We start from the raw sequence: 1,335 nt of genomic DNA on the forward strand, positions 1-1,335 counted from the left end.
GGTCCCTGCCGTTATCCGGCGAGGCCAATTCGACGCACTGCAACAGCGCCGAGCGGAGCCGCACCAACTGCGCGGAGGGCACCAGCGGCCAGCGGCGGAAGGAGTCGAACATCAGCTCTGCGCCCGGTGCGTGGGCGAGCTGACCATAGACGCCGGCCAATGCCGGCTTCATGCCGCACGCTCCCAGCCGGCATTGCCGGCTCTGCCGACACCCAGCAGGCGGCTCCCCTGCCATCCCGAATCGCGGATCATGGCCACGGCTTCAGGTTCCGCGGCGGTCAGCTTCCGAAGGTCCACGACAACCTCGAGGCCGTACCCGAATGAGCCGGCCCGGCGGGCAACTGCGATGAGGCTTGGGACGTTTCGGACGGTGAGTTGGCCCTCCGGTGCTACGAGTGCAGATTCCGAACTGAGGTCGACAGCGACGGTGATGCCGAGTTTGCTGGTCATAGTAAAAGTTCCCCTGTGAAGCATGTGCGGCCGACTGCATGACCTCTTCTAGGATACCCGACACGCCGTGAGCCGAGTCACAATAACGTAACAGCTGCTAGCTCCTCTTCTTGGTACGGGAGGTCGCCGGCGCCGTCCAAGGATCCTCCGGCCAGGGATGCCGGGGGTACCGGCCCCGCATCTCCGCACGGACCTGCGCATAGGGCCCGGACCAGAACGAGGCGAGGTCGTCCGTCACGGCCAGGGGCCGCCTGGCAGGCGAGAGCAGGTGGAAGAGAACAGGCACCCTGCCGCCCACCAGCTGTGGCGTCTGGTCCCAGCCGAAGCATTCCTGGAGTTTGACGGCCACCACCGGGCGGCCGCCGTCGTCTTCGACATCGGGGTAGTCGATCCTGACCCAGGAACCGCTTGGCACCTCAAGGCGTTCGGGGGCCAGTTCCCCGAGCCGGGCGGCGTCGGGCCACGGCAGCAGGCGCCGCAGCGGATCTGCCAGGTCGATTGCGCTCGTGGCGGCGCCGCCGGCCAGCGCCTCAAGTTCCGGTGCCAGCCACTCGTCGAGCCGGGCCAGCAGCGCCGGCCCGGACACATCCGGCCACGGGTCTCCGAGCTCGCGATGCAGCAGGGCAAGACGGCGGCGCAGGGCGTCCGCCGCCGTCGACCAGCCAATGGCACCGAGCCCTTCCTTCCCGAGCGCCCGGGCCACTGCCGCACGTCCCTCGGCAGCAGAGGGACGCACCGGCGTGGAGGACAGGATAATCGCGCCCAGCCGACGTTCCTTGCGGGCGGTGACCCGGCCCTGGCTGAACTTTGCCTCAATGGTGTCACTCAGGAGGTGCCGGGCGGCGGCCTCGGCTGTGTCCGCCGTCAGCGGCGCAGCGGAGCGGA

Annotated in this window: 2 protein-coding genes; both read right to left on the minus strand. The window is 69.0% G+C overall.

What is annotated here, in order from left to right; translation table 11 throughout:
• Positions 1–168: 168 nt before the first annotated feature.
• Complete coding sequence (locus K789_RS0119800; protein ID WP_024368269.1) at positions 169–450, minus strand: hypothetical protein; 282 nt, start codon at positions 448–450, stop codon at positions 169–171.
• Positions 451–547: 97 nt separating this feature from the next.
• Positions 548–1,335 (minus strand): ATP-dependent helicase C-terminal domain-containing protein (locus K789_RS0119805; protein ID WP_029705438.1); only part of this gene is annotated, 788 nt, incomplete at its 5' end.

It is taken from the genome of Arthrobacter sp. TB 26 (assembly GCF_000427315.1).
In the GTDB taxonomy this organism is placed as follows: domain Bacteria; phylum Actinomycetota; class Actinomycetes; order Actinomycetales; family Micrococcaceae; genus Arthrobacter.

Excerpts from the sequence above, each read along its gene's own strand:
- K789_RS0119800 (WP_024368269.1), bottom strand. The coding sequence starts at position 450 with ATGACCAGCAAACTCGGCATCACCGTCGCTGTCGACCTCAGTTCGGAA.